We start from the raw sequence: 24,647 nt of genomic DNA, 5'->3' as shown, positions 1-24,647 counted from the left end.
GCTCCTGATCGCCGGGCACGGCAGAGAGACCGTTTAGAGCACAGTGGGATCGGCTTGCACAATGCGATGCGGCAGAGGCCTTGCTGTGCTCTTGCCCGGTCCCTGACGTTCGTTGAGAATGCTCGAGCACCGACGCAATGACGCGCCGACGCGCAGCGGCCAGTCAAAGGAAGCCTTCAAATGAACAATCTCCATCGGCAGTTGGCGCCAATCTCCAACGTTGCTTGGGAGCAGATTGAGCAGGAAGCATCCCGCACCCTCAAACGCTACTTCGCGGCTCGGCGTGTTGTCGATGTGATTGGGCCGAAGGGTCTCGCACTCTCCGCGGTCGGTACGGGCCAACTGCGGGAAATCGCGCCACCGGGCGAAGGCATCGAAGCGGTCCAACGGGATGTGCGGGCGCTGGTGGAACTACGGGTCCCGTTTGCGCTGTCGCGCCTGGAGATGGATAGCGTCGAGCGTGGGTCGAACAATCCCGACCTGCAGCCACTGAAGGATGCGGCGCGCAAGCTCGCACAGGATCGGGAGCACACTCACACGCCCAGCTCCTGAAACGCGTGGCCATTGGCTTGCAGTTCCTTCAGGAGCCCGGCCGGCAGGTCGCTCTGCCAGACATGCCCTTCGAACTGCCACTGACTTGCATCCTGGAGGTCGGGCAGGCCTGCCCCCTTCAGCACGTAGAGCCCCAGCGTCGGCTTCTTGAGATGGATGTAAAAGTCAAATTCCTGCATGTTCGGGCTCCCCACTAAAACGCAAGGTCCTGCCTTGGCCAAGCCGCACTTGTCAATAGACACCGCCGGTCGATGAACCCAGGGTCCATCCTCGTATTCAATGAGACTTGAATCCAATTGCCCCCATCGCGAGCCGGATGAGTGCCGCGACCAAAGCGACTGACAGCACGCCGGCGGCCCAGAGTCCGATCAGCCAAAATAGTTCTTTCCAGCGGCTGCGCCACCTTGAAGCCCGATCTAGCCTATTGTTCATCTCTCTGATCCTCAGGAGGGATTAGCGACGCTCGCGTTCGGCGAACTTAACCTTCCCGCGAAGCAAGTCAGCCATCCACCCAGCATAGGCACCTTTGAATGATAGGATAGACAGCGGTCCAGCTATCGCGAGGTTATTTCGAGGTTATCGCGAACGGCCATTGATCATTCCACCATTCTTGAAACTCGTCCTGGAAGACACTCGTCAACATGGCAAACATCGTCCCCGAGCAGCAAGCCGTAAGCAGTCCGATCACCCGTAGCGCGATCTTCATCGTCGCAGTCGTGTCCGCAGGCGAGAACAGCGCAGATACAGTGCGCGCGTTGTGCGCGGATATCGGCGCCCTCGTTCGTGCCGTGGGCAAGCGAGTCCCCGGCGGCAACCTCTCGTGCGTCTGCGGATTTGGTTCGGATGCCTGGGACAGACTGTTCGCAGCCCCGCGTCCGGCCAGCCTGCATGCCTTTCGCGAATTTGGTGCCGGCGATCGCCGCGCCATGGCGACACCGGGCGACCTGCTCCTGCACATTCGCGCCGACCAGATGGATCTGTGCTTCGAACTCGCAACACAGTTGATGAGCCGGCTTGGCGCGGCCGTGTCGGTGGTTGACGAAATCCATGGCTTTCGCTACTTCGACATGCGCAGCATGGTCGGCTTTGTCGATGGCACCGAGAACCCGACGGGAGCCGAATCCATCCGCTTCACGATCATTGGTGATGAGGACGCCTCGTTCGCCGGGGGCAGCTACGTGATGGTGCAGAAGTATCTGCATGACATGGCTGGCTGGAATAATCTTTCCGTCGAGACGCAAGAGCGAATCATCGGCCGCACAAAGCTGTCGGACATCGAGCTCGATGCAGCGGTCAAGCCGTCGTCGTCGCATAGTTCGCTCACCACCCTCGAGGAAGACGGAGAGGAGGTGAAGATCCTGCGCGACAACATGCCCTTTGGACAGCCGGGCAAAGGCGAGTTTGGCACGTTCTTCATCGGGTATGCCCGCTCGCCCAAGCCGCTGGAGCAGATGCTTGAGAACATGTTCGTCGGGCGGCCGCCTGGAAACTATGACAGGCTGCTTGACTTCAGCAGGGCAGTCACCGGAGGACTGTTCTTCGTTCCTTCTGCCACGCTGCTGGAAGCCCTTGCCGAGCGTCACCCAAACGCCATTCAAGCGGATAGTGGGGGGCAAGGCTCCCCTTCGCCGTCCGAGGCGCAACGCCAGGACGGCTCCCTGAAGATTGGTTCGCTCAAAGCGGCATCGGAAGCCGATTGACCTCGTTGACCTCGGTGACCTGGTTGGCATGCTCGGCACCTGCTGACTCCCGCCGATCGGGAAGATCGGCTACGTGAATTGATAAGGCCGGACTGCCACCGTTTCCGCCGGCATCTCGCGATCGCAAAGCTCGAGAATCGACCGCTCGATATTGCGCGTCATGGCATCGAGCGCCAGCGCGTTCGGTGCCAGTCCGAAGGGCTCGGCGACTTCACTTGCGATCGCCTCCAGTGCGATCAGCGTGTAGGAGATGAAGACGCATAGCAATGGCGTGAAGAACTCCGTCGAGTCGACCAGGCCAAACGGAAGCAGTACGCAATAGGCGTAGACCGTGCGGTGCAGCAGCACGTTATAGGCAAATGGAATTGGCGTGGAGACGAGCCGCTCGCATCCCCCAAGCGCCTTACCCAACTCGTTGATCTGGGTGTCGAGTATCCAGCGCGTGGTGTCGGCTGCGGCGGCCTGTCCCTGGTAGCGGGCGAGGCTGCGGCGAAGGTCATTCAGCAAGGCCGTCGGCGTGTAGGATTTCCCATGCAATGCCGCCATTTGCTCAGGGCCGAGGAAGCGGCGCAGGTCCTCTGTCGGGTCGGTCGTGCGCAACCGATGCTTAAGCGCATAGATGAACGCGATCAGCGTATTGGCGAGCCGGGTGCGATCCGCCGCCGCCAGGTGTTCCGGCAGGTAGCAAAGCATCTGCGAAGTGAGCGAGCGCGATGCAATCAGCAGGTTGCCCCACAGGTGGCGAGCCTCGTTGAAACGGTCGTAGCTCGCGTTGTTCCGGAACGCGAGAAAGATGGCCAACGCCAGGCCAAACAGCGTGAATGGCGCCGTATTTAGCGGGATCTTTTCGCCAAACACCTTCCCATGGGTAAACACGGCGAGGCTGCTGACAGCCCCCATGAAAACAAGCTGGGGAATGATGGTTTGCAATACCGAACCGTTCCAGACGAACAGCATCAGGAACCAATTTTGTCTCGGCCTCACAATCATGGCGGCTTACTCTCCGGCATTGGTGCGGGTGGGGGAATGCGCCAGGGCTAGCTGGAGCAAACTGCGGTGCGGCCATGCAGTCCGGCAAAGGACCGGAACGCCGGCGCGACCGGTATCTGGCATGTGTCAGTGATAGCCGGCGTCGCCCTCGCGCACCTTGCCCCGGAATACCCGGTATTGCAGTGCGTTGTAGACCAGGATGACCGGTAGCACAATGACGGTGCCAACCAGCGCGAAGAGCTGGCTGGACGGGCTGGAAGAAGCCTCCCAGATCGTCAGCGACGGCGGAAGAATGTTCGGCCAGATGCTGATGATCAAGCCGCTATAGCCGAGAAAGCACAGCGCAAGCGTCAGGAGAAAGGGGGTCGCTTCGCGGCGCAGCCGGACTGCGCGGAAGATGCCCCAGACACAGGCCAGCACCAGGACAGGCACCGGCAGGAACCAGCCAAGGTTGYCGCTGCCGAACCAGCGACGGGCAACCGCGGGCAATCCCAGCACCGTCCAAAGGCTGACGATCGCGATGGCACCCAGCAGCACGCACACCAGAGGCCGCATCAGCAAGCGCATCTTGCGCTGCAGCTCACCGTCCGTCTTCAGGATCAGCCATCCGCAGCCCAGCGCGGCGTAGGTAAGGAGAACGCCGATGCCGCAGAACACGCTGAATGGCGAGAGCCAGTCGAACGGTCCACCGGCAAAGCGGCCATCGACGATCCGGATCCCCTGCAGGAGCGAACCCAGCACGATGCCCTGGCAGAAGGACGCCAGCGCGGAGCCGCCAATAAAGGCGAGATCCCACAGATGCTGCGTGCGGTTTGCCTTCGCCCGCAGCTCAAATGCCGCGCCCCGGAAGATCAGGCCGACGACCATCAGGATCAGCGGCAGATAGTTCGCCGGCAGCAGCGTAGCGTAGACGACCGGGAAGGCGCCGTACAGCCCCGCCCCCCCGAGCACCAGAAAGGTCTCATTCCCATCCCACACCGGCGCGACGGTATTGAGCATCACTTGCCGGTCGCCTTTGGCTTCGAAGAATGGAAACAGGAGGCCGATGCCAAGATCAAATCCATCGAGCATCACATAGATGAAAACGCCGAGGCCGATGATGGCGGCCCATATCACGGGCAGATCGATTGACATGGAATCATTCTCCTTCCAGCGCATCTGATGGTGCGGCCAGTGCGCGGCTGCGCAATCCTGGGTGCCTGAGCGATGCGGCGGCATGCGAGTTCAGCACCGGCCCGCGCGTCATCAGCTTCATCATGTAGTAGACGCCCATCCCGAAGACCAGGAAGTACACGATGACGAAAATCAGCAAGGAAACCCCGGCAAGCTGGGCGCTGATCGGAGAGACGGAATCTTCCGTGCGCAGCACGCCATACACGGTCCAGGGTTGGCGGCCGACCTCGGTCGTGATCCAGCCCGCCAGCAGTGCGATCAGCCCGGATGGCCCCATGCACAGCACAAGCCACTGATACCAGCGCGTTTCGTAGAGGCGGCCACGCTTTCTCAGCAGCAGGCCGAGCAGCGCGGTCAGCAGCATCAACATCCCGAGCCCCGCCATGATCCGGAACGTCCAGAACAGGATCGGCGAATATGGCCGGTCCTGCCGCGGAAACTCCTTCAGGCCGCGAATCACACCATCCCAGCTGTGCGTCAGGATCAGGCTGCCGAGATGAGGGACCTTCAGCGCGTAGCGTGTCTCTTCCGACTCCATGTCAGGAAGACCGAACAGATTGAGCGCCGTGCCACCCTTCTCCGTTTCCCAAAGACCTTCGATCGCTGCGATCTTGGCCGGCTGATACTCGCGCGTGTTGAGGCCATGCGCATCGCCCACGACGATCTGGACCGGTGTCACCAGGAGCAGGATCCACAGCGCCATCGAGAAGCTGCGCTTGACCGGCACATCGCGCCGCCCCTGCAACAAGTGCCAGGCGCCGCAGGCGGCGACCATGAATCCCGCCACGATGAATGCCGCGATTGTCATGTGTGCAAGGCGGTAGGGAAAGGACGGATTGAACACCACCTTCAGCCAGTCGACCGGGACAATGCGGCCGTTCTCCATGGCGAATCCTTGCGGGGTATGCATGAAGCTGTTCGACGCCAGGATCCAGAATGTGGAGATCAGCGTGCCCAAGGCAACCATCAGTGTCGCGAAGAAGTGCGCGCGGGCGCTCACCCGCTGCCAGCCGAACAGCATCACGCCGAGAAAGCCTGCCTCGAGAAAGAAGGCCGTCAGTACCTCATACGTCAGTAGCGGTCCCGTGATGTTGCCCGCGACCTGCGAGAACCCGCTCCAGTTCGTACCGAACTCGTAGGCCATCACAACGCCGGACACCACGCCCATGCCGAAACTGACCGCGAATACCTTCGACCAGAACAGGAACATATCCTTGTAGCTGCTATCCCCCGTCGTCAGCCAGCGCCATTCCAGCACGGCAAGGAAACTCGCCATGCCGATGCTGATCGCTGGAAAGACGATATGGAATGAAACGGTGAAGGCAAACTGCAGCCTGGCAAGATGTAAGGCATCGAAGATTTCCATGATTCTCACTTGCACCTGGAAGGAAAGGTCCACGGCATCAGCCAGGACCGCACGAGTCAAATCGAAGATCGCCCACGCGGATCGCGCGAGGCCGGGGACACGCTGAACCATCTGACCGGAGACACACCGAGACTGCGAGGGCACCAAATCTGGATACGACGATAGTGCAGTTTTGAGAGGGCATGCAAACGAATGTCGCTGCACGTGAACTGTATTCCGTCGATTCGTATTGAGCTGTGCCCGAAAAGCGGGTGCGCGTCGCGATAGCATGCAAACTGTGTCCTGCCTGACCGAAGTCGCRGCGTTCGCATACAGCGCGCGGCAACGGCAACGGTCATCGGATCTGTGCTCTAGCGATTCGGCCTGGCGGCGCATATAAATCCAACTGTCAGGCCAGATGCGGACTGCCCACGGCATGCGCCACGCCCGTGCTCTGGAACGGCGGCGCCTGCACCCGCGCACGATCTGAACGGCTGACTTAATGCCTTCAAGGGGTCCCCATGTTGCAATGCCCGTCCGTCATTGATCGAACCGGTAGCGTCGAGTGCACGGTGATACGCCACAGGCACGACGACGCGTATCCAATCTCGGATCACATTGCGGAAGAACTGCCCGTTGCGCTGGTGTTCAACGGCATCTCGCACGCCGTCATGATGGCCACGCCCATCCATCTGGAAGCATTCGCGCTGGGCTTCTCGCTCAGCGAAGGGATTGTCGAGCGCGTCTCCGACGTATTCGATATCGAGGCACTCTTCCATGCCGGCAGCGCGGAAGTAAGGCTGACAATTTCCCAGGAGGCGTTCGCCGCCTTGAAAGGAAGGCGGCGATCCCTCGCCGGGCGTTCGGGATGCGGCGTCTGCGGCATCGAGAGCATCGCGCTGCTGGACCTGGAGCCGACGCGCATTCTTCACGCAGGCTCGGCGGCTGACATCGGCATCGAATCCGTCTGGCGCGCCACGCGCGAGTTGCCCGAGCACCAGGTGCTCATGCGCAGGACAGGGGGCGTCCATGCCGCGGCATGGTGCGCCAGGGACGGTGCCGTGCTCGAGGTCTTCGAGGACGTCGGCCGGCACAACGCACTCGACAAGCTGATCGGCCAGCTTGCACGAAGCAAGACAGATACGCGTGCCGGTTTCGTTCTGCTTTCCAGCCGTGCCAGCTACGAGCTTGTGCGCAAGGCCGCGCGCCTCCATATCCCGATGATCGCGACAATCTCGGCCCCCACGACCCTCGCGATCGACATCGCGCGCCAGGCGGGGATACGGCTGCTCTGCTTCTGCCGTGGCGACGGCTTCGTGGAGTACACGCCAGTGGCCGGCGACGCGGCAATCGATGCCGCGGCTGCGAGCCAGCATCACGGAATGCGGTGAAGGGCCATGCGCCGATGCGCTTCCCGCAGGGCACTCCCGAGCTTCGCGATGTGTAACTGTACTCTTCGGATCCTGGGCGAACTGTATGCCCGACCCCGCTCGGGTCCGGCTTATGCTGAGTGCAAGCCACCCGCATTGGCGGACCGGCCGCTCTCGCCCTCCGGCCCGAAGCCTTAAAGGCAGATGCCGGAGACCGGCCCTTCCACAGCCTCGCCTCGCATGCCACCGGATAGATCGTGAGCGCCATCAAGCAGAACGTTGTCTCCCTCTTTGCCGACACCCGCACATCGGCTGACGTCGATGCCGGCGTCCTTGACACGCTCGGTCGCCCGCTGCGCGATCTGCGCCTCTCGGTCATCGACCAGTGCAACTTCCGCTGTACCTACTGCATGCCGCGGGAGGTCTTCCCTGCCGACTACGCGTTCATGCCGTCGGCCGATCGCCTGTCGTTTGCGCAGATGGTCAAGATCGCAAGATCATTCACGTCGCTCGGTGTCGAGAAGATCCGCATTACCGGCGGCGAGCCACTGCTGCGGCGCGGCCTGGAAGCACTGGTGGAGCAACTTGCGAAGCTGACGACCGTGTCCGGCAAGCCGTTGGAAATCGCGATCACGACAAACGGCACGCTGCTCGCCGCCAAAGCCCGCGCGCTGAAGGACGCCGGCCTGAGCCGCGTGACCGTCAGTCTCGACGCGGTAGATGACGCTGTATTTCGTCGCATGAGCGACGCCGACGTGCCGGTGTCGCGCATCCTGGACGGCATCGAGGCCGCGTCCGCGGCTGGGCTTGCGCCGGTCAAGGTCAACGCGGTGGTCCAGCGGGGCGTGAACGAAAGCCAGATCCTCCCGCTCGTGCGCCTGTTCAAAGGCACTGGCGTGGTGGTGCGATTCATCGAGTATATGGACGTCGGCGGGGCCGACTTCTGGTCCGATGCCGCGGTGCTCACGGCTCGGCAGACTCGGGATAGGGTCGAATCCGAGTTTCCCCTGACCCCCGTCGAACAGGGGCCGGGAGCGAGCACCGCGGTCCGCTACCGTCACACGGATGGCGGCGGCGAGGTGGGTTTCATCGCAAGCGTATCGCAACCGTTCTGCGGATCGTGCTCACGCGCGCGCGTGTCGGCTGATGGTCAGCTCTATACCTGCCTGTTCGCCGGTCAAGGGACCAGCCTCAGGCCATGGCTGTCGGAGAGCGTGTCGGAGGCACAACTGGCGCAGGCGATCCGCCACCAGTGGACCAGCCGCGCCGACCGCTATTCCGAGCTGCGCGCGGCGGCTCGCAGCCATAGGCAAGGTAAGCGTTACCCGACTGTCCGCATGTCGCTCGTCGGGGGTTGAATCTTCACCAATGGGCACGAAGCGAGCCGATACCTGGAGAACAACAATGACATCCACGTTCCATTCAAAGATGACAGCCGAGGACGCCGCGGATGCCGCGGACGCGGCGGAAAACGCAGAAAACGCGGACTTTGCGCAGCGCGCCATCGCCGCTGGCTTCGAGGTGCGCGTGCAGCAGCAGCCGATTGGCTTCGCAACGGAGGTCGATCCCATCATGCGCAATCCCAACGTGGGTGCGGTTGTGAACTTCCTGGGGGTCGTGCGCCAATTCGGCGATGCCGACGATATTGCGGCGCTCGAGATCGAACACTACCCAGGGATGACCGAACGGGCACTATGGAGCATCATCGAGGAGGCGAACGCCCGCTGGCGACTGGATGCCGTGAAGATCGTGCATCGGATCGGTCGTATCGCGCTCGGCAATCCGGTGGTCCTGGTCATCGTCGCGTCTCAACATCGTGAGGCAGCATTCGATGCATGCGAGTTCCTGATGGATTTCCTCAAGACCTATGCGCCCTTCTGGAAAAAGGAGATCCGGCGCGACGGCACATCGGAATGGGTCGAATCCAAGGCACGTGACGAACTGGCTGTGAACCGCTGGGGCTGATCCCCTGCCCATCCAGCCAGAACCCGAAAGTAGAAGTAGAAGTAGGACGGCGCACATGAAACTCACCATCAGGTACTTCGCTAGCATTCGTGAACATCTTGGCGTCACGCAGGAGATCGTCGATATCCATGCGCCCGGCATCACCGTAGAGGGCATCAGGGAAACGCTCGCATCGCGAGACGCACGCTCGGCGCAAGCGTTGCAGACCGACCGGCCGGTACGGGCCGCTGTCAACCTGGAGCTGGTTGACGGTGCCTTCGTGGTGCGCGAGGACAGCGAGATCGCGTTCTTTCCCCCTGTCACGGGCGGCTGATCGATGCCTGACGGCGGGGCCCCGGACGGAGGGCCGCCCCGGCATCACCACCCGGCTGCGGTCAGCGGGCACACATCGCGACGAGCTTGCCGACCTCGATCACCGCTTCCTCGATCCGACTCGACCACGGGCTGCTGTAGTTGAGGCGGATAAAGTTCCGGTAGCTGCCGGAGTTCGAGAACATATACCCTGGTCCGATCGTGATGCCACGGTCGAGCGCTAGCTGATAGAGCTGCATTGCATCGACCTTCGCGGGTAGCTCGATCCAGAGCACGTAGCCGCCGGCCGGGCTGGACATGCGCGTTCCCTCTGGAAAGAAGCGGGAAACCATGGCTCGCATCAGGTTGGCCTGCTGCGCGTAGGCCTTGCGAATCCTCCGCAGATGATGCTCGAAGCCGTCACGCTCGAGATACTCCGCGATGGCAAGCTGCGGAACCGTCGGGGTCGCCAAGGTGTTCAGGAACTTGAGCTTCTCGACCTGATCGCGATAGCGGCCTGGCAGCGCCCAGCCGATGCGATAGGCTGCCGTCAGGCTCTTCGAGAACGATGAGCAATGCAAAACGATGCCCTTGCGGTCATAGGTCTTCAACGTGCTGGGATGCGTGTCGCCAAAATACAGTTCGTTGTACACGGCATTCTCGATGACCGGAATGTCCGATCTCGTCAGTAACTCGACAAGCTCGCGCTTGCGTTCATCCGGCATCTGGAATCCAAGCGGATTCTGGAAGTTGGGCATGACCATGCAGGCCGCGATCGGCTGCGACTTCATGATCCCTGCGAGGGCGGCAATATCGATGCCGTACTCCGGATGCGTCGATACCTCGATCGCCTTCATGCCCATGCGCTCGATCGCGTGCAGCATGGCGTAGAACGTTGGCGATTCGACGGCGATCACGTCCCCTGGCTTTGCCACTGCCTGAAGGCAGATATTGATCGCCTCGGTCGCGCCGACGGTGATGATGATCTCATTCGGGTCGACCGGCATGCCGTTCTCAAGGTAGCGGCGCGCAATCTGCCGGACCAGGCGCGGATTGCCGGGCGGAAGCGCGTTCGTCACGTTCCAGAGCGTCTTTTCGCGGCCTGACATATAGGCATACCGGTTCAGCTTCTCGAACGGGAACATAACGGGATCCGGGTACGGCGAGCCGAGCGGCACGGCATCGCCGGCGCCAATCGAGCGCAACGTCGAAAGCACTAGCCGGCTGACGTCCACCGAGGCGGACATGGCTATCGGCTTCGAGGCTCGCAATTCTTGCATTTGCCGCTCGTCGCTTCCGCGCTGCAGGTCGACGAAGTAGCCGGACTGCGGCCGGCTCACCAGCAAGCCGCGGCTCTCCAGCAGCAGGTAAGCATGCAGTACCGTAGTGATGCTGATCCGGTGCTGCTGGCTAGCCTGCCGTACGGAAGGCAGTCGTTCGCCATGGCGGTAGACGCCCTGCTGGATCAACCGCTCGATATCGTCGGCGAACTTCTCGTAGAGCTTCATTGGACGCGCCCTCCAACCGGGTCACAGCCAGGTGCATCGAGGCGGCGGAAAGCTGGATCGTCCAGTTGCATCTGCGCGGCCGAACGGCATGCGTCAAATCTGATGGCGCTGATGCCGGGCAGCGCAATGATGTTGAGTCGTCCGGGGTGCAACCCGGCGACAAGGTGGGGGCGAAGTTCGCTTATCTTCCCTGCTTCGTCTCTCACGACGRTAGCTCCAATGAATACGCATCGCCGAGCCTTGGGGACTGGAACCGGCCACGCGTGATTTTGTTGGAAGGAATAGTAGGGGCGAAGCTGTATTCATAAGAAGCACACATGAGTGCGCCGAAATAGAACACAGTTGCAGTCTAGGCGTGAGATATGGAAAGCTGTACTTCACATCGCGATGCTGTGCGCAGATCGCCACGTGACAAGCTATGCGGAAGGGAAGTTATTGGTTCCGGCGCAGCCGGCGAGCACTTTTGGCGCGAAAATCGACCAAGCGCGTTTGGGGCGGCATGCCTTGACAGGCACTTCTTCTATCTTGTGTGGCTACGGATCGGGGATGAGCCGGGGCATCGCCTCGTGTTGGAAAACCGCCCCCTCAAATCGCGAAGGCGGTTGGCCAACGACGCGAAATATGCCCGACGGCGTCAATGCGGACAGCGAACCCGACAGGTGCTCAACCGTCGCTGAGCTTGCGCGAGCGCCAGCGCCCGTCGCCCTGCTTGCAGAACCAGCCGGTCCAGTTGTCTTCCTGGTCGGCGCGTTTCAACTGAAGCTTCAGTTGGCGGCAGGACTGGCCTTTGTCGGTCTTACCGTTCATCGGCGTTAGATTTCCCTCGATCGGCTTGCGCTTTCCTGACGCTGGGTAGGTCCAGGGCACCACAGCACCGTCGGTGCCATCGTCCAGCGTCTTGCTGACCGCCTTGTATAGTGCGGCCGCTTCCTTTTGGCTCATGCTCCCGATCACGGTGCCATGGATGAACGTGTCGAAATAGGCGAGAGCCGGCGCGGCCGGAACAAGCGTGACGGCGCAGAGCAGCGCGCGTCGGAGAAACAGGCGAAGCGACATGAAAGTATCCTTAAGTGGGGTGCTGAAAGAGCGGGGAGCATGACCCGGCAAACGTCTGCCGACTGGGCCGCCAGCTCTTTTCAGAACATGAAAAAGCTGCCTATGGTAGCGCAATAGCCACCCATGATCGAGTGCGCATCCCGAGCCGATTTGCCGCGGCTGCATTCGCAAGCAGCCGCGATGACCGGCTTCAGGCTTTCAACGCCCCCAGCGCCTCTTCTATTTCCTGCTGGAACGCTGGCCATAGCCCCTGAAAGCTCTCGAGCCCCTCGCTTCTAACCAACTGCTGCAGGCCGATGCATAGTTCCGCCAGGGTCGCATTTCCCACCAGTGCGAAGCCTCCGCTCAGCGAGTGCAATGCATTGAGGACTGCATCGGCGTTGCCGGCCGGCAAGGCCTCCGTCATCGCCGCCATTGTCTCCCGCGTGGCAGTGTGCATCGCCTCGCACACCTGAGGGGTGATCGGCAATTCCGGCAATTCCAGCGACTCCGGCAATGTCTTGTCACTAGCGGATTCTCTCGGCGCGCTTCGACCCGCATGCGACCTCAGAACGCGCCCCAGCACCGCGAGCGGCAAGGGCTTGACCAACACCGTGGAAATGGACGCTTCCAGGCTGCGATGCGCCTGTTCCGGTGTGCTATGCGCGCTCATCGCCACGACAGGCAGGCCTGGATACTGCCGCCGGATGGCCGAGGCCAGGGCATAGCCATCCATCACCGGCATGCCGATGTCCGTCAGCACGACGTCATATTGCCTTTGCGCAAGCGCCTCCAGTGCCTTCGCGCCATTCTCGACAATCGTCGCGTCAAAGCCGAGTTGCTCGAACTGATCGGCCAGCATGGCGCGGGTTGCCGGGTGGTCTTCCGCGACCAGCACCTGGATGGGCGGCTCGCCGTCACTGGACTCCACCGCGCTTGCAGCGTCCGATGCCTTGGCCGACGCCGCTCCGCTGTCCTGTGCGCCCTGGAGGGGCGATTCCGTGCGTTGCAATGGCCACCTGACCGTGAAGGTACTGCCCTGCCCCGGCGTGGATTCGACCGAAATATGCCCTTGCGCTGCTTCCACAATGCGCTGGCACAGCGGCAGCCCGAGGCCGGTGCCACCGTAACGCCGATGGATGGAGCTGTCAGCCTGCGTGTAGAGCGCGAACAGGGTTGGCACGGCGGACGGGTCCATCCCGATACCGGTATCCGCAATATCGAACTGCACGACAGATCTTTCGTTGTCTGGCACAAAGGCGGCGCGAACGGCCACATGGCCGGATTCCGTGAACTTGATCGCGTTGCTGACCAGGTTGGCGATCACCTGCCGGATCCGGGTCGGATCGCCAAGAAAGTAGCCGCCGACATCGGGAGAGATGTCACAAGTCAGCGCCAGGCCTTTGGCCTCCGCAAGCGGCGCGAACGTGTCGCGCACATTCTGCAGCAGCTGGTCGCAACGGAAAGGAATGGATTCGAATGTCAGCTGCCCCGCTTCGACCTTGGACACGTCCAGCACGTCATTGATGATGCGAAGCAGCGAAGCGGACGACGACTCGACGATCTCCAGCCTTCGCCGCTGGCCGGCAGACAATGGCGAGCGCCCCATGAGTTCCAGGCAGCCGATCATCGCATTCAGCGGCGTACGGATTTCGTGGCTCATGGTGGCAAGGAACGTGGATTTGGCCTTGTTGGCCTGGTCCGCCGCCTGGCGCGCCTCCCTGAGCTTTTGCTCCGTCTTCTTCTGCGCGCTGATGTCCAGCAGCGCGCAAAGCAGAGCCGCCTCGCCTCGATACATGACACGGGTGAAGTTCACCAGCAGATGCGTCATGGCCTGCGTGCCCGCCCCGATGGTCAGCTCCTGGCCGAGCAACGGCCGGTTCCTGTTCGGCCGGTCCGCACGCGCTGCCGACGCGCGCTGATAGAGTTCCCACATGCGCTGGTTCAGCGGCGGCTCGCCAACCTGCTCGGCATAGCGGGCCATCACATTGTTGTCCACGATCACGCTGCCATCGGCCTGCGCAAGCAGGCTGAGGCCCACCGGCGCGGTATGGATCAGCGCGCGGTTGAGCTTCTGGCTTTCCTTCAGGCGCACCGCGCGCGCATACGAGGGCAGGAGGATCTTGCGGCGAAAAATGACAATGCGGACCCACAGCAACAGCCATCCCACCAGGGCAAGGGCGCTGATCGTCAGCAGGCGGTACTTCAGGCCGGCCAGGATCGTGTAAGGCGTATAAGCGTAGACGAGGCTCCAGTCCGTCCCCGGCAGGCGGTCACTGATCTTGAAGATGCCATCCTTGAAGGTCTGTTGCACGCCCGGCCGCGCCGCAGCGATCTGCGTGGCTGCCACACGGTTGATGAAGGCGCTGCGCTCGCCGTCAGGCGTCAACAGCACCTTGCCGTGCCCGTCGAGAATGGCAAATTCGCCCCCCTCCTCCGGATTCTGCAGGCCATTCAGGAACCGGCCTGGACGCCTGTTGGCAACGACAATGGCGAGCGGCCTGTGATCGCTGTCAAACAAGAACTGCACGAAGCGGACCACCAGCTCGCCCGAGAGCGGATCAAATTGCGGCGCCATCCAGATCACGTCCGCCGGCGTGGCTTCGGGATGGGCTACCGCAGCCTGCGTGAGGCTGACGATGTCTGGCCAGGTCTCCTTGAACAATCTGAGCGCATCGGGCAGGCGGGACGCCGGCACACCGTAGCCGCTTCCCGACCGGAGCAGCGTGGCCAGGAAATCCCCTTGCACGGAAAGGAAATACGTGTTCGCGGAAAGCTCGGGCGTGCGCGTCAGCACGACACTGGATTTGAGCTGCTTCTCCACCATGGCCAGAAGCGGCAAGAAACTCGACGCGGGCCGGGCGTCGCTGACCTCGGTGGCCACGGCATAGACCCGGCGGCCCGAATCCTGGCTGATCCGCAGCTGGCCATGATTGGAAAGGTACTGTTCACGCAAGGCTGGCGACGGCAGCGCCTGGCGGTCCCACACGCCTTCCGCATAGCCCGTGCCCCGCTTCAAGACCGCGCCGGCCCCTGTCATGCTGACCAGGAGCCTGGATTCCTGCGTCAGAAAGCCAGCGCGTGCCGCCGCATTGTAGTCACTGGCAGCCATCCACAAGGCCAACACCGAACACAGCAGGATGAAGGCCGATATTGCGGCGCCACCGCCATACAGCAGGGTAAGCTGATACCGCTTCATCAACTCAGGATTGAAGTCGCGGCGGCCGCGGGAAATGCGGTGCCTGACAAGGGGCTTCAGTTTCACGGCGAAGTCGACATCATTCTGCTTATGTTGGATCTATCAGGCGCACAGCCCGGCAGAGCGTGCCGGGGGGCGCGCCGGCGTCATGCTTCCTCTTGGCCGCCTTCCGGCTCCGGCTGCGTCTCGTTGCCGCTGTAGCGGATCAGGTCCGCATCGCGCGTGACCCCGAGCTTTTTCATTGCCGCAACCTTCTGCGCGCTGATGGTCTGCTTGCTACGATGCAGTTGGGCAGCAATCTCGCCCACCTTGTAGCCCGCCCGGAACAATCTCACGATTTCCGCCTCCCGGACACTCAGCCTGCGCGTGGCGCCAGGGTCCTCCTGATCTTCGAGCAAGGACGCAACCGTGGGCGACACGTATTGCCCACCGGTATAGGCGGCATGCACAGCGGTGACGATATGCGCCATGGCATCGGACTTGCTCAGTATGCAGGTCACGCCAAGCGTCTGGATGGCGCGCAGCACCGCGGGATCGTCCACCATGGTGATGGTCACGATGCGCACCTCGGGGAAGCGCCGCAAGATCATCGAGATGAGTGCCTGTCCGTCGCCGTACTTACCATCCGGCATGACATAGTCGAGCACCAGAACGTCGCACGGCTGCTTGCCGAGCGCATCGATCAGTTCCGTGGAATMCGAGGCTGTCCCGGTTACCTCGATGCCACCGGCCCCCTGCAGCGAATGGGCTATGCCAAGCAACGTGACTGGGTGATCGTCCGCCACCATGACACGCAAATGAAAGTCATCCATCAAGCCCACGCTTGTAGAAAATTGCACAAGACCCCAAGGTGCGAATGGCAAATAGCGACGTCACCACCAACAGTTCTTGGTCCACACCGCGCCAGGGTTTTCAACCTCGGTCGCAATGATACTCTTCGATCACTTTCCCGCCTATAAGTGCGAAGTAGACCATATCAATGGTATACGATCCCTGCCRATGCCCCCTCGCTTGCCAGCCGGGCATGGCTGGCGCGTCGATTTCTTTCGCTCTAACCGCTAGATTCAGACTCGTCCTATTCTTTAATGCCGGCCATCCTTTTATCCTGTCGGTATGAAAGGATCTCTCAGCACCCTCGCTCTGCAACAAGCCCAACTCCATGGCACCCCATTGCACGGTTGTGGCGCGCGCGCCCACGATCAGCCCGCAGGCCCGGGCAGCGCGAGCCGTCACCGCATCCTGGTCGTGGAAGAGAATCCGCTGCACCTCTCCACCACGATGCAGATGTTCGCCTGTCAGGGCGACCATCATGTGGAAGGCTATACCGACGGAGCCAAAGCCTTGCAGCGCCTGGGCGAATGCACTTTCGACCTGGTTGTCACCGGCCTCAATATCGCCGGCGTTGACGGCATCCAGATCATCCAGAGCCTGCCTACGTCTGCGATCGCACCGGCGCTGGTCATCACAAGCACCGCGCCACGGCCGATACTGGTCGGCGCCCGCAAGGTCGCCGAGTCGCTGGGCATCGCGGTAATGGCTACCTTGCCGAAGCCACTCACCCAGCAAGGCGTGCATGCCGCGCTTGGCGCGTACGGCGAGAGCGTGAAGCGCGTACGTCCCGCCCGTCCCGGCAACACCCCGGATTTTCACCGCGATACCCTGATCGCCGCCATGGAAAACGGCGAAATGCAAGCCTGGTTCCAGCCAAAGTACGCGCTGGTTGACGACCTGGGCCATGCGGCGGAGGCGCTGGTGCGCTGGGAACACCCGAAATTCGGGCTGCTGCTGCCCGGTGCCTTCCTGCCCGCCATCGAGCGCGAGGGGCTTGAGGCCTGCTTGCTGCAGACCATGCTGGCGCAGACGCTAGCCGCACAACGAGAATGGAAGGCCTGCGGCCACGATATTGCCGTCTCCGTGAATCTCACGACCAAACTGCTGGACGACCCGGATCTTCCCGATCGATTGCATGCGCAGGTAACAGCGGCCAAGGGAGATCCACGGCGTATCTGTTTCGAGTTGACCGAAGACTCCATGGAGGCGCAGGAAAGCAACTACTACGCGGGCGCATGCCGGCTGCGCATGCACGGCTTTGGCCTGGCCCAGGATGATTTCAGCAGCGGTTTCAGTTCGTTCTACAGACTGGTGGCAACGCCCTTCACGGAGCTGAAGCTGGACCGGTCCATGATCAAGGACGCCATCATGATCGATGCCTTCCGTGCCGCCCTTTCGAGCGTGGTGCAGCTTGGGCGCAAGATGGGCCTGACCGTTGTGGCAGAAGGCGTGGAGACCGAAGCCCAACTACGGCTTCTCCAGGAGTTTGGCTGCCACAGGGCGCAAGGCTTCCTGATATCGCCCGCCATCCAGCGAGACGCCATCGTCCGCTTCTTCTCCGCAAGCTGATCCGGCGCATGGCGCTGCGCCTACCATCACTTAGGGTCACTTAGCGTCGCCTACGGTTGCCGCTCGTCGTTCTGACCATTGAACGGAAGCGGCTCGTGGTGATTTGTGGCGATCCGTGGTGTGGCCTCCCCCTTGGCGCTAGCGCTGTCGTTTTCGCGGTGGCTTCTGCATAAGCAGCCACACGCCCTGCCTTTCCTGATCGCCTCCCGGCTCTCATCAGCCACAACAAGGCTTTGCCTCATGAACCGCCCTGAACGCTTCGCTGCGGCCGCCCCGCCAGCAATCCTTGCGCCTGGATCAAGCGCCAGCCCCATGGGCACAGCGAAACGCAAGCCTGCCAAGACGGCCACTTGCGCGCTGTTATGTAGCGCCCGCAACACGGATCAACGCCCTGAAACCCGCGCCACAGCGCGCCCTGACATCGCCGGAGATGCCAGGGCGCAGATGAAGGTTTGATGGAATTCCGGTCTGTGACCCTGCGGGATGAAAAGTGTCAACAATTGTTAAATTTAGGACTTGTCCTATTAAGCCCTGAAAATTTCGTACATGTCCTATGTATCTCGGACCAAGAATCGTACAAGATACACATATTGCAACTCCACACGCCACAATCGCTATAGGGGATAACCAGACAATCAGCAAACAAAGGGGCCATGGTTAATATGCGTAAATTAAATATAAACGTGGTGATAGCCGACGACACTCCATTGATACTGGATGGCTTGAAATGCGCACTAAATTCAATTTCTACGATAAACGTCCTGGCGTCATGTGAATCGTCAGCTGAACTCTTCAATACTTTGTCCGACATCAATTGCGATGTCATCGTAACTAATTACTCCATTCGTGGAGGCGAATCCGGCGACGGGCTGTCTTATATATCCCGCCTTCGCCGCCTTCACCCGAATACAAAGATTGTTGTACTGACCAGGCACAAGCAGCCCGCCATCATCAAGTCTGTTCTGGCCCTCGGCGTTTCCGCTATCGTGGGTCGGCATGACGATGCAACAGAGGTAATCACTGCCATTCATGTCAGCGCGTCTGGCGGGCAATATATTTCTCCACGGGTCCGCCTGGCGCTAGCTTGCTTGCAGTCCAACATCGATCGGTCACAACCGCTTTCTGCCCGCGAAACCGAGGTGATGCGCCTCTACATATCGGGCTTGACCGTCGGTGAAATCGCAGTCCTCCTCAAGAAGGGCAAGCAGACAATCAGCTGCCAAAAGATGAGCGCCATGCGAAAGCTCGGAATCAAGAGCAATGTCGATCTCATCAAGTATGGCAATGACATTAGTCATAGCCAGCATTGATGAACTGCATTCGCAGCGGCTCCCCGCCATCTTCTGGCTGGCTTCCCTGATACCGGGTCGCCCACAGTACCGGCTGTGAGGCACTCAGTACCGAGGTAATCACTCATGAAAGAGTGTGCAGCCTCAACCCTTGCATGAATGCAAAGCCATTCACTCGCGATATTGCCGAGTGGCCATGCATATCAAGCAACCCTAGCAGCTTACTTTTAACAACCTCCGAGAGGAAATCTGAAAATGAAATCGAAAATTCTGGCAATCACCCTGGCAACGGCTGGCCTGATGACCGCAGCTGGCTCGGCACAAGCTGCTGACGGCACCATCACATTCACCGGCAGCGTGATCGCCTCCACCTGCAAGATCAACGCTGGCACCAACGATCTGGCCGTGGCCCTGCCGCGCGTGAGCACCACCACGCTGGCCAAGGCGGGCGCCACTGCCGGCCGCACGCCGTTCGTCCTCTCGCTGACGGGCTGCGCCGTCACTGAAGGCGCGCCCACGAAGGTCTCTGTTTCCTTCGAACCCGGCACGACCGTCAACGCCAGCACCGGCCGTCTGAAGCTGCAGGGCACCGACGCCGCGTCCAACGTGGAAATCGGCATCCTGAACGATCAGTCCATGCCGATCAAGGTAGGTGCGGCCAGCGCCGACCAGAACTCGCAGACCGTGGTCATCGATAGCAAGACCGGTGTCGCGAATATGAGCTACGCCGCCGAATACACGGCGACTGGCCTGGCAACCGCGGGTACCGCGAACTCGTTCGTGCAATACACCCTGATGTACCCCTAAGCGCAAAGACGGATCTCTGATCACCGGGGATTGATCGTACCAGCTTGCAAGCCATCCGGCCGGTATCGGCCGGTGGCTTGCGACAGGAGGTATTAACGCAAAGGATACTCATATGACCCTCAACATTCCGAAGTCGAAGTTATCGAAGGTGATGGCGATTGTGTCCGCATCGATTGTGTCCGCATCGATCGCGACAACGGCCACCGCAGCCGTTGTCGTGTCAGGCACGCGCGTCATCTTTCCCGCCGAAGAGCGCGAGGTGACCCTCAAGGTGACGAATGATGGCCGCCTTCCTTCCCTGGTACAGACGTGGATCGATACCGGGAACGAAAATGATTCACCTGACAAGATCGACGTGCCATTCACGCTCACCCCGACCATGTTCCGCGTCGAGCCCGGCAAAGGCCAGACGTTGCGCATCATCTATACAAATGAGCCCTTGCCGACCGACAAGGAATCGCTGTTCTGGCTCAACGTACTGGACGTCCCCCCGAAGCCAACCGCCGACGACGAGCGCAACCGCCTTCAGGTTGCCTTTCGCACTCGGATCAAACTGATGTACCGGCCGGCCGGCCTGCCGGGTAAGGCCGAGGACGCCCCGGCACTGCTCAAGTGGCACATCGCCAGCGGCCCGGAAGCTAACCAGTATGTCCTGAAGGCCGTCAACCCAAGCCCCTTTGTTGTCAGCCTCGGCAGTGTCCAGTTGAAGATGGGTGGAAAGACGTTCGATGCAGGCATGGGCTATGTCCGCCCCGGCGCATCGCAGACATTCCTGATCAAGGGGCTGGAATCGATGCCCGCCGCGGATGCAACGGTCGACTACAGCAGCATCGACGATTGGGGCGGCGGCAAGAATACGCAAATGTCCGTCGCCATCGACACGCGGCACTAACGTAGCCGGTTAGCGCGGTAAGCGCACCCTGACCAGCTTCACTGCTGGGCCAACAGAAATCTCACACAAGTAAGCGTTGCGCATCCGTGCGCCACGTACCAATGTCGGGTGGCAAGGTCGGACCGTAGATCCGATGGCGTGGTCCGATCCATGATCGCCTGACGATTTACTCCCGGAGTGTTTTGTATGCCGCCGATTCAGCGTCTGAAATCCGATATTGGCCACATGCCGCAGTTGCGGCCAATATGCGCTTTGCTCCTGACCAGCCTGGCCGGCTGGCAGAGCAATGCGAACGCGGACGGTAGCACGCCGGAGGCGTTTCAAATCGCGCAGATCCAGTCCACGCCACTTGAGTTCGAGAGCGGCTTTCTCAACAACAGCGGCGGCAGCGTGGATCTGTCTAAGTTCCAGCGCAGCAATATCGTCACGCCCGGAACGTACAGTGTCGATATCTATGTCGATCAAAATTGGGTGGGGCGCGCCAGTGTGCCGTTCAAGGCCGTTGCCGGCACGGCGGATGCCCAGCCTTGCTTCAATGAAGCGCTGCTGAAGCAGGCCGGGGTCAATCTTGGCAAGCTGCCTCACCATGTGAAGGCCTCCTTCGCCGAGCCGGATGCCTGCGTACGCCTCGGGCAAGCCATTCCGGACGCCAGCTCCAGTTTCGACTTCGGCGAGCAGCGCCTCAATCTCAGCATTCCGCAGATTTCGCTGGTTCGTAACGCGCGCGGCTACGTCAGCCCAGACCAGTGGGAGGCCGGCGTCCCTGTCGGCATGCTCGGCTACAACGCCAACGTCTACAGCGCCAAGAGCCAGGGCAGCCACGCACAGACCCAGGGATATCTGGGCTTGAACGTGGGCGCCAACCTGGGGAGCTGGCATTTCCGTCACGACGGGTCGTACAGCCTGGATGACAAAGGGCGCCAGAAGTACCAGAACGTCGCCACCTACTTGCAGCGTAACCTGCCGTCATTGTCGTCGCAGCTCGTCATCGGCGAGTCCTATACCTCAGGCGATCTGTTCGACTCCACCCAGTTCCGCGGGGTGCGCATCTCCACGGACGATCGGATGCTGCCGGAATCGTTGCGCGGCTACGCGCCGGTCGTGCGCGGCGTGGCCAACAGCAACGCGAAGGTCTCGATTTCGCAGAACGGCGTCAAGCTCTACGAAACCACGGTCGCACCGGGTGCGTTCGAGATCGACGATCTCTACCCGACCGGATACGGCGGCGACTTGCACGTTGCCGTCACGGAAGCGGATGGTTCCGTGCATTCGTTCTCCGTGCCCTATGCGGCGGTGCCGCTCTCGCTGCGTCCTGGCACCAGCCGCTACAGTGTCGTGGCGGGCACGGTGCGCAATCAGCAGAGCTCGAAGAATCCACTCTTCACCCAGGGCACCTGGCAGCACGGTTTCACCAACCTGCTGACCGGATACGGCGGTATCACCGTGGCCGAAGGCTACGTCTCCGTGATGGCCGGCGGCGTGTTGAATACCTCGTACGGCGCGCTCGGGGCGGACGTCACGCAGGCCCGCACCTCGATCCCGGGCGTGAAGCGCTTCGATGGCTCCAGTGTGCGGGTGAGCTATGCAAAAAACGTGGTGGCGACCGGCACCAACGTCTCGATCGCGGCTTACCGCTATTCGACGGCCGGCTACTTCGGGCTCAACGACGCCATGCTCGCCCGCGAGCAGGCCGAACGCGGTCTCTCCATCGACACGGTCTACCGGCAACGGAATCGTGCATCGCTGACACTCAACCAGCGGCTCGGCGAGCGCGGCGGCAATATCAGTGCCACCGCATCCACGGCGACGTACTGGAACCGCAGCGGCTCGGATGTGAGTTATTCGGTGGGCTACAGCAACGCCTACAAGAATCTTGGCTACAGTGTTTCCGCCACGCGCCAGCGCAACTCGGGCGGCCAGATGAGCACGCTGTACTACGTCGGCCTGACGATTCCGCTGGGCGGGAAGATGCCAGTGACGATGTCGGGCAACATGATGTACGACACCGCCGGGCGCACCCAGCTGCAAACGGCGGTCTCCGGTGCGGCCGGCGTGGACAACAATTTCTCCTACGGCCTGAACGCCAATCACGCGAACGGCAACGGCAGTTCGACGACCAATGGCGGCGCCAACGTGACGTATCGCGCCCCGAATGCCGAACTCAGCGCCAGCGTCAGCGGCGGCGCGGATTACCAGCAGGCGTCCGTGTCCGCACGCGGCGCCATGGTCGCGCATCCCGGCGGGATCACGCTGTCGCAGCCGCTTTCGGAAACGTTCGCGATCGTCGAAGCACAGGGAGCGGAGGGCGCGCGCGTGACGAATGCCTCGGGCGTGCGGGTCGATAGCCGGGGCTACGCGATCGTGCCGTATCTCACGCCGTTCAATATGAATATGATCGAGCTGGACCCGAAGGGGTTGTCGACCGACGTTGAGCTCAAGGAAACGAGCCAGCGCGTGGCCCCGCTGGCGGGATCCGTCCCGATGGTGAAATTTGCCACCGAGTCCGGGCGCTCGGCGCTGATCCAGCCCCGGCGGCCGAATGGCAAGCCGCTCCCGTTTGGCGCCACGGTGGTCAACGAGCACGGGAAAGAAGTCGGCTCGGTCGGCCAGATGGGCAAGATCCTCGCGCGCGGCCTGGAGTCGCAGGGCGAACTGACTGTCAGGTGGGGCAAGGACGAATCGTCGGTATGTCATGTTCCCTACTCCCTGCCGGAGCGCAAGAAGCAAAAGGGGCTGCAGCCGCTGCAGCGCATCGACGCGGCATGCGCGGATGGCGCGCCTCGTCCGAACTACGCTTCGAATCAGGCGCGTCGATAGAGACGATGAGAGGACGCGTAGAACGCCACATGCTCGATTGAGCACCTAAAGATCTACGAAATGGCAGAAATAACGGGGAAACAGAATGAACGCACATCGGCGTCAGGCGGGACCCTCAGCTTTCCCCCGGACGGCAGAACAAGCCAGGGACGGTTAGCGCACGGAGCGCGCTTACCTTCTCACATCAGTAGCGTCAAGCGTCCTTTGAAAGAGACACACTGGGCTTTTCCTTCCGACGCTGGAAACCCTGCGGAAATCAAAATGCCACGAAGAACATCCATTGTTCAAAGAAGCGCCGTGTGTTGCCGGAAAGCAATGCTTGGCTTCACTGCAGCCATCTTTTCGTCTCTTCATCTTTCGGCGGCACAGGCAGCCGGCAGGCCTTGTACGATAGAGGCCACCCCCGGTGGTATGGTCGACTATCTGGAAATCATGCTTCCCGCTTGGAACGCCCCCACTTTTGATCCTGCCGTGCCTGACGGTACGGTTCTCTTCTCGGGTGCCGGGAAAGCATCGGGGCCGGGCGGAAACATCTCCTGTGGTGGGCAATCTATAGGCGTCGCCGACTATAAGGGGAAAGGGCCCGTGGGGCGCTTTAGCACTTATGCCACGCCGGTATCCGGTGTGGGTGTGCGTATCAAAGGCATCGCCAATAACTCCTGGTGGCCGCAAAGCTTTACCTTTACAGGGGCGAACGAAAGTCTCTCCCCAGCCTCGGGACTCGACGTGGAACTGGTCAAAACAGGCCCGATCACGGCGTCGGGGACACTGACTGGCGAAATTGGAGCAACTACGCTGCGCGATCACGGCAACCAGGCAATTCGACGCGTCTTCATCAACGGCTCGCTCGCCATCAGGCCACAGGTGCCGGCATGCAAGGTGACGACGCCTTCCGTCGCTGTGCCGCTTGGCAGGATTCCGACCTACGCGTTCAAGGGCGTTGGCACCACGACAAACAGCCAGCCGTTCGAGATTCGGCTGCAGTGTTCGGGCGGCACGCAGGGCGCGGTCACGCGGATGTATATGACGCTGACTGACGGCAGCAACTGGGCGAATCGGTCCGCCGTGCTGTCCCTGTCGTCGAACTCCAAGGCGTCGGGTATCGGCATCCAGTTACAGCGCGGCACCGACGATAGCGTGATCAGCTATGGCCCCGATTCTTCCCAGAGCAACAATCCGAATCAGTGGTTCGTCGGCCAGTTCGGCAATGACGCCGTGACGATCCCGTTCAAGGCACGGTACATCCAGACCGCATCGCAGGTGACACCGGGTGCGGCGGATGGTCTCGCTACGTTCACGATGAGTTACCAGTGA

20 protein-coding genes and 1 pseudogene are annotated in these 24,647 nt (G+C 61.4%); 12 read left to right on the top strand and 9 right to left on the bottom strand.

What is annotated here, in order from left to right; all coding sequences use genetic code 11:
• Nucleotides 1-180: 180 nt before the first annotated feature.
• A pseudogene (locus tag AB4061_RS06620) lies at nt 181-516 on the top strand (family 1 encapsulin nanocompartment shell protein); the annotation flags it as partial.
• Between the two features lie 17 nt (nt 517-533).
• Here AB4061_RS06620 and AB4061_RS06615 read toward each other — a convergent pair.
• Nucleotides 534-731: a hypothetical protein gene (locus AB4061_RS06615; protein WP_441632063.1), complete on the bottom strand. Its 198-nt coding sequence runs from the start codon at nt 729-731 to the stop codon at nt 534-536.
• A 97-nt stretch (nt 732-828) separates the two neighbouring features.
• The gene (locus AB4061_RS06610; protein ID WP_441632061.1) at nt 829-984 is read right to left on the bottom strand and encodes a DUF2474 domain-containing protein; all 156 of its coding nucleotides are present in this window, start codon (nt 982-984) and stop codon (nt 829-831) included.
• A gap of 209 nt (nt 985-1,193) precedes the next feature.
• Between AB4061_RS06610 and AB4061_RS06605 the strand changes: the two genes are divergently transcribed.
• Nucleotides 1,194-2,252 carry a Dyp-type peroxidase gene (locus AB4061_RS06605; protein ID WP_441632059.1) on the top strand — a complete coding sequence of 353 codons (1,059 nt, stop codon included), beginning with the start codon at nt 1,194-1,196 and terminating at the stop codon, nt 2,250-2,252.
• Between the two features lie 69 nt (nt 2,253-2,321).
• Here the strand turns inward: AB4061_RS06605 and AB4061_RS06600 are convergent, their stop codons facing one another.
• From AB4061_RS06600 to AB4061_RS06590, 3 genes are all read right to left on the bottom strand, one after another.
• The gene (locus tag AB4061_RS06600; RefSeq protein WP_441632057.1) at nt 2,322-3,242 is read right to left on the bottom strand and encodes a bestrophin family protein; all 921 of its coding nucleotides are present in this window, start codon (nt 3,240-3,242) and stop codon (nt 2,322-2,324) included.
• A gap of 126 nt (nt 3,243-3,368) precedes the next feature.
• A complete protein-coding gene (gene cydB, locus AB4061_RS06595) occupies nt 3,369-4,376 on the bottom strand; it encodes a cytochrome d ubiquinol oxidase subunit II (RefSeq protein ID WP_441632056.1) in 1,008 nt (335 codons plus the stop codon).
• A gap of 4 nt (nt 4,377-4,380) precedes the next feature.
• A complete protein-coding gene (locus AB4061_RS06590; protein WP_441632142.1) occupies nt 4,381-5,781 on the bottom strand; it encodes a cytochrome ubiquinol oxidase subunit I in 1,401 nt (466 codons plus the stop codon).
• Between the two features lie 500 nt (nt 5,782-6,281).
• Between AB4061_RS06590 and fdhD the strand changes: the two genes are divergently transcribed.
• From fdhD to AB4061_RS06570, 4 genes are all read left to right on the top strand, one after another.
• A complete protein-coding gene (fdhD, locus tag AB4061_RS06585) occupies nt 6,282-7,151 on the top strand; it encodes a formate dehydrogenase accessory sulfurtransferase FdhD (RefSeq protein ID WP_441632054.1) in 870 nt (289 codons plus the stop codon).
• 245 nt (nt 7,152-7,396) lie between these two features.
• Nucleotides 7,397-8,488, top strand: a complete 1,092-nt coding sequence (gene moaA / locus AB4061_RS06580; RefSeq protein ID WP_441632140.1) for a GTP 3',8-cyclase MoaA — start codon at nt 7,397-7,399, stop codon at nt 8,486-8,488.
• A 46-nt stretch (nt 8,489-8,534) separates the two neighbouring features.
• On the top strand, nt 8,535-9,095 hold the full coding sequence (locus AB4061_RS06575; RefSeq protein WP_441632052.1) for a molybdenum cofactor biosynthesis protein MoaE: 561 nt from the start codon (nt 8,535-8,537) through the stop codon (nt 9,093-9,095).
• Nucleotides 9,096-9,150: 55 nt separating this feature from the next.
• Nucleotides 9,151-9,408: a MoaD/ThiS family protein gene (locus tag AB4061_RS06570; RefSeq protein WP_441632050.1), complete on the top strand. Its 258-nt coding sequence runs from the start codon at nt 9,151-9,153 to the stop codon at nt 9,406-9,408.
• A 61-nt stretch (nt 9,409-9,469) separates the two neighbouring features.
• On the opposite strand, the gene AB4061_RS06565 is transcribed toward AB4061_RS06570, so the two are convergent.
• From AB4061_RS06565 to AB4061_RS06550, 4 genes are all read right to left on the bottom strand, one after another.
• Nucleotides 9,470-10,894: an aminotransferase-like domain-containing protein gene (locus tag AB4061_RS06565; protein ID WP_441632049.1), complete on the bottom strand. Its 1,425-nt coding sequence runs from the start codon at nt 10,892-10,894 to the stop codon at nt 9,470-9,472.
• 663 nt (nt 10,895-11,557) lie between these two features.
• Complete coding sequence (locus tag AB4061_RS06560) at nt 11,558-11,950, bottom strand: RT0821/Lpp0805 family surface protein (RefSeq protein ID WP_441632047.1); 393 nt, start codon at nt 11,948-11,950, stop codon at nt 11,558-11,560.
• Between the two features lie 190 nt (nt 11,951-12,140).
• Nucleotides 12,141-15,194, bottom strand: a complete 3,054-nt coding sequence (locus tag AB4061_RS06555) for an ATP-binding protein (protein ID WP_441632045.1) — start codon at nt 15,192-15,194, stop codon at nt 12,141-12,143.
• An 80-nt stretch (nt 15,195-15,274) separates the two neighbouring features.
• Nucleotides 15,275-15,940, bottom strand: coding sequence for a response regulator (locus AB4061_RS06550; protein ID WP_441632043.1), 666 nt, complete (start codon nt 15,938-15,940; stop codon nt 15,275-15,277).
• Nucleotides 15,941-16,373: 433 nt separating this feature from the next.
• Between AB4061_RS06550 and AB4061_RS06545 the strand changes: the two genes are divergently transcribed.
• The 6 genes from AB4061_RS06545 (at nt 16,374) to AB4061_RS06520 (ending at nt 24,647) form a co-directional block, all read left to right on the top strand.
• Nucleotides 16,374-17,528, top strand: coding sequence for an EAL domain-containing response regulator (locus tag AB4061_RS06545; protein ID WP_441632041.1), 1,155 nt, complete (start codon nt 16,374-16,376; stop codon nt 17,526-17,528).
• A 653-nt stretch (nt 17,529-18,181) separates the two neighbouring features.
• Entirely contained in the window at nt 18,182-18,838 is a 657-nt protein-coding gene (locus AB4061_RS06540) for a response regulator (RefSeq protein ID WP_441632039.1), read from the top strand.
• A 234-nt stretch (nt 18,839-19,072) separates the two neighbouring features.
• Nucleotides 19,073-19,624 (top strand): fimbrial protein, encoded by a 552-nt coding sequence (locus AB4061_RS06535; protein WP_441632037.1) that lies wholly within the window; start codon nt 19,073-19,075, stop codon nt 19,622-19,624.
• A gap of 112 nt (nt 19,625-19,736) precedes the next feature.
• Nucleotides 19,737-20,516: a fimbria/pilus periplasmic chaperone gene (locus AB4061_RS06530; protein WP_441632035.1), complete on the top strand. Its 780-nt coding sequence runs from the start codon at nt 19,737-19,739 to the stop codon at nt 20,514-20,516.
• Nucleotides 20,517-20,702: 186 nt separating this feature from the next.
• Nucleotides 20,703-23,333, top strand: a complete 2,631-nt coding sequence (locus tag AB4061_RS06525; RefSeq protein ID WP_441632033.1) for a fimbria/pilus outer membrane usher protein — start codon at nt 20,703-20,705, stop codon at nt 23,331-23,333.
• Nucleotides 23,334-23,648: 315 nt separating this feature from the next.
• Complete coding sequence (locus tag AB4061_RS06520; RefSeq protein ID WP_441632031.1) at nt 23,649-24,647, top strand: fimbrial protein; 999 nt, start codon at nt 23,649-23,651, stop codon at nt 24,645-24,647.

This window comes from Cupriavidus sp. YAF13 (assembly GCF_052113425.1).
In the GTDB taxonomy this organism is placed as follows: Bacteria; Pseudomonadota; Gammaproteobacteria; order Burkholderiales; family Burkholderiaceae; genus Cupriavidus.
The sequence above is the reverse complement of the archived record's forward strand: the minus strand, read 5'-3'. Positions and strand labels throughout refer to the sequence as shown.